4 protein-coding genes are annotated in these 4,219 nt (G+C 70.4%); 2 read left to right on the forward strand and 2 right to left on the reverse strand.

The window, feature by feature from the left end:
- A partial coding sequence (locus G6026_RS01955; RefSeq protein WP_182612101.1) for an acyclic terpene utilization AtuA family protein occupies positions 1 to 292 on the reverse strand: 292 nt, incomplete at its 3' end.
- A 220-nt stretch (positions 293 to 512) separates the two neighbouring features.
- Between G6026_RS01955 and G6026_RS01960 the strand changes: the two genes are divergently transcribed.
- Entirely contained in the window at positions 513 to 1,019 is a 507-nt protein-coding gene (locus G6026_RS01960; protein WP_107757074.1) for a MarR family transcriptional regulator, read from the forward strand.
- Positions 1,020 to 1,135: 116 nt separating this feature from the next.
- Here G6026_RS01960 and G6026_RS01965 read toward each other — a convergent pair whose 3' ends face one another.
- On the reverse strand, positions 1,136 to 2,614 hold the full coding sequence (locus G6026_RS01965; protein ID WP_182612102.1) for an MFS transporter: 1,479 nt from the start codon (positions 2,612 to 2,614) through the stop codon (positions 1,136 to 1,138).
- 262 nt (positions 2,615 to 2,876) lie between these two features.
- On the opposite strand from G6026_RS01965, the gene G6026_RS01970 reads away from it, so the two are divergent.
- Positions 2,877 to 4,175: a cytochrome P450 gene (locus tag G6026_RS01970; RefSeq protein ID WP_182612103.1), complete on the forward strand. Its 1,299-nt coding sequence runs from the start codon at positions 2,877 to 2,879 to the stop codon at positions 4,173 to 4,175.
- The last annotated feature ends 44 nt before the right edge of the window (positions 4,176 to 4,219 follow it).

Consider the following 4,219-nt stretch of genomic DNA (forward strand, 5'->3'; position numbering starts at 1 on the left):
GCTCGACGGCGAGCCCCTCGGGGTCGAGGGCGCCGGCGTTGGTGACGATCCGGACCCCCCCGGCGCCGAGGCGGTCGAGGCACTCGCCGATCTGGACCACCGCGGCCCGCTCGTAACCCGGCCCGCCCGCCACCCGTTGCCCGGCGAGCTCGAGCACCGCTTCGTCGGAGAGCATGTCCAGGGCGAGGACGTCGAGCGTGGCGGCGTCGAGGAACTCGGCCGTCGCGGTGGCGCGGTCACCACGTGAGGCCGAGACGTTTCCGATGCGGAGGGGGCTCTGGGTGGTCGTCATCGATCCTCGGACTCCTTGTCGGTGGACGGCGTACGCCTATCCCAGCATGCCCCCGGTCCCGGCGAGGCGAGCGTGGAACGACAGGCGCCCACGAGGATATGCGGGGTCGCCGTCCCGAAGGCCCGCCGGGCGTCCCGTCCCGCACGTCTGCCGGTCGCACGGGGACCGGGCGGATAGACTCGCCTGATCAGACGCCCGCCGTGTCCTCCAGGAGTGAGCCGTGCCCCCCAGGACCGCCCCGATCCCCGACCGCATCGACCAGGCCCGCGCCAACTGGGAACGCGAGGGATGGACCGACGCGGCCCAGGGGATGACCGTGGTGACGTCGATCATGCGCGCGCACCAGATCCTCCTGGCGAGGGTGGAGGAGACACTACGCCCGTGGAACCTCTCGTTCCCCCGCTATGAACTCCTCCGACTGCTGGCCTTCTCGAGGTCAGGCTCACTGCCCATCACCAAGGCCTCCGAGCGACTGCAGGTACACGTCACCAGCGTCACCAGCGCCATGAAGCGTCTCCTGGACGCCGGGCTGGTCGAACGCCGACCACACCCGACCGACGGACGGACGACCCTGGTGGAGATCACCGCCGAGGGTCGGCGTGTGGTCTCCGAGGCCACAGCAGCGCTCAACGCCGGGGTCTTCTCCGATCCCGGGATGGACCGGTCGGAACAGTCGGCGCTGATCGAGGCCATCTCGTCGCTCCGGCGGACCGCCGGCGACTTCTGACCAGCGGGGCCCCGGAGTAACAACACCGCGCCCGGCCCCCTCTCGGGTGGGGCCGGGCGCGGCTGTCCGGGGAGGATCCGTCGTGCGGATCCTGGACCGAACTCGTCAGACCTCGGTCACGGCATCTCGGTGGCGACGAGCCGCGAGTCGTCCGGCTCGGCGTCGGCGTGGATAACGTTCTTGCTCGACTCCGTCATGAGGAAGATGCAGATCATGGATATGATCGACAGCGCGGAGAGCATCAGGCCGACACCCAGGGTGTTGCCGGCGCCGATCATCGCGGCCGCGGCCAGCGGCGGCAACGCGCCACCGAGGATGCCGGCGAGGTTGTAGCCCAGGCCGGCACCGGTGTAGCGGTAACGGGCCTGGAACAGCTCCGGGAGCAGCGCGCCGGCCGGGCCGTAGGCGATGCCGAAGATGACCAGCGTGACGAACAGGACCAGACCGAAGGCGACGGTCGACCCGGTGTCGAGGATCGGGAAGACGACCAGTGTCCACGGGATGGCGAGCCCGACCGAGGTGCCGATGACCTTCCTCCGGCCGATCTTGTCGGAGTACATCGCCGACAACGCGATGGCGGCGCCGAAGATCAGTGCGGCGATCATGCCCATGGCCAGGACGAACGGCCGCGAGTGCCCCAGGGTGGCGGTCGCGTAGTTGGTGAGGAACGAGGTGCCCATGTAGAAGAGGGAGAACAGCGAGGTGAGCGCGCCACCCGCGATGATGATCTCCTTCCACTGGAAGCGCAGGGCATCGGCGAAGGGCAGCGTCTTGGGAGCGGTGGCCCTGTTCGCGGCCCGGTCCGCCGCCGCGGTCGCGGCGGCCTCCTTGGCCTCGCGGGCCTGGGTCTGGCGGAAGACGGGGGTCTCCTCGACGGTCAGACGGATCCACAGGCCCACCAGGACCAGGACGGCGGAGAGCAGGAACGGGATACGCCAGCCGTACTGCATGAACGGGCTGTCGAGGTCCGCGCCGCCACCGGCGACGAGGGAGAACACCAGGAACGTGCCCGAGGAGAGGAAGAAGGCGAAGGCCACGCCCAGCTGCGGCCACATGGCCATCATGCCGCGCTTACCCTCGGGTGCGTATTCGGCCGTGAGCAGGGTGGCTCCGGCCCATTCGCCGCCGACCGCGAAGCCCTGGAAGAACCTGCACACCACGAGGAGTGTCGGTGCCCAGATCCCGATGCCGCCCGAGAAGACGCCGAAGGCCCCGGTGTTGTACCCGGGCAGCAGACCGATGAACACGGTCGCCACGCCCATGATGATGAGCGTCCACACGAGGGTGTTCTTGCGGCCGATCCGGTCACCGAAGTGGCCGAAGATCGCCGCACCGACGGGCCGGGCGAAGAACGCCACGGCGAACGTCGCGAACGAGGACAGCGTCGCCGTCGCGGGGTTCTGATCGGGGAAGAACAGCGCCGGGAAGACGAGCGCGGCGGCGGTGCCGTAGATGAAGAAGTCGTACCACTCGATGGTGGTACCGATCGAGGAGGCCGCGGCGACCTTCTTCAGCGAGGTCTTCTGCTCGACCGGCGGAAGGGTGGGGGACTGCGGTGCCGCGTCCCCCGGCGGGGTGGTTCGGGACTGCGTCAAGACAACTCCAGTCGTGTCTGGCTCGCCGGGTATCGGACCTCCGGCGAGAGGGGGTGATCGCCGACGCTCTGGCGTCGATTGAGGCGAACGGTATGTGATGACCACCACACCCGATACACCCGAAAGTATGTGGGGCGTGATCCGTCCCACACCGGCGCTGACCGTGCGGACCGATCGGAGAGGGGGCGGGACCGGATGCCCCGACCTCCAGTCGGCCCTAGGGTGTGCGGCGTACCGTGCCCCCGACTGACTGGAGACACCGATGTCGCCCAACGATCACCGACGGCTCCGCGAACAGTCCCTCGACTTCCTCCGTTCCGGATACCTCTTCACCTCCCGCGTGCGGCAACGCGCGGGACTGCCCGCCGACTCGCAGACGCCGGTGCGACTGCGCCTCATGGGTCGCAAGGCCGTGCTGTTGCGCGGAGTGGAGGGTGTCCGCCACTTCTACGACTCCGACAAGGTCAAGCGCGAGGGGGCGATGCCCGCGTTCGTCCGGCTCCCGCTCTTCGGACCCGGCGCTGTCCACGGCCTGGACGGCCACGCCCACACCGTCCGGAAGAACGCGCTCGCAGACCTGGCCTACGACGACGACCGGGTGGCGCGGTTCGCCTCCCTCGTGGCGGAGGAACTCGAGCACATGCTCGGCCAGTGGACGCGCCACGGATCGGGCACCGTCTACCACGACACCACCACCGCCTACGGCCGCGCGGCCTTCCGCTGGGCCGGGCTGCCGCTGCGCCCCGAGGAGTCGGACAGGCGTGCGCGGCAGATGAGCAGACTCCTCGACACCTTCGGTCGGGTCTCGGGGAACCCCGTGGCTCAGGTGGAACGCCTCCGTCTCGACCGCTGGGCCACGTCCCTGGTGCGCAAGGTCCGGTCGGGTGCGCTACAGCCCGACCCCGACTCGGTCGTCGCGGCGATGGCCGACCTCCGGGACGAGGACGGCCGGTTGGTCGACGACCGCACCGCGGCGGTGGAACTGCAGAACCTCACCCGCCCCACCGTGGCGGTCGCCCGCTTCGCGGCGTTCGCGGCCGTCGCCCTGGCCGAGAACCCGGGGTGGCGGGACCGCATCCGCGAGGCGTCGGCGGACGCCGGCCGTCTCACCGAGGTCCCCGAGGCGGTCGCGTTCGCCCAGGAGGTGAGGCGGGTCTACCCGTTCGTCCCGATGCTGCCGGCGCTCGCGACGACGGACTTCGAGGTCCGCGGGTGCCCGGTACACAAGGGGCACCGCGTCCTTCTCGACCTCCAGGGAACGGATACGGATCCGAACCACTGGCTCGACGCGGGGACCTTCGACCCGGAACGGTTCCTCGGCGTCGACGACGCCGAGCAGCTGCAGGCCTTCATCCCCCACGGCGGCGCCGGGGTGCGCACCGGCCACCGGTGTCCCGGCGAGAAGATCGCGGTGACCGCCCTGTCCGCGACCGTCGCGGCGCTGTGCAGGCCGGGGGTGCGGATCAGCGACGACCCCGACGATCTGACGTTCCCGTGGACCACGATGCTCACCCGGCCGGCGACCGGGGTCAGGGTCGCGGTGGACCCCACCCCCGCGTGACGAGGGGCGGCTGGTCGGATCAGGGCAGGACGCCGAGGAGCCGG

It is taken from the genome of Dietzia sp. DQ11-38-2 (assembly GCF_014145055.1).
In the GTDB taxonomy this organism is placed as follows: Bacteria; Actinomycetota; Actinomycetes; order Mycobacteriales; family Mycobacteriaceae; genus Dietzia.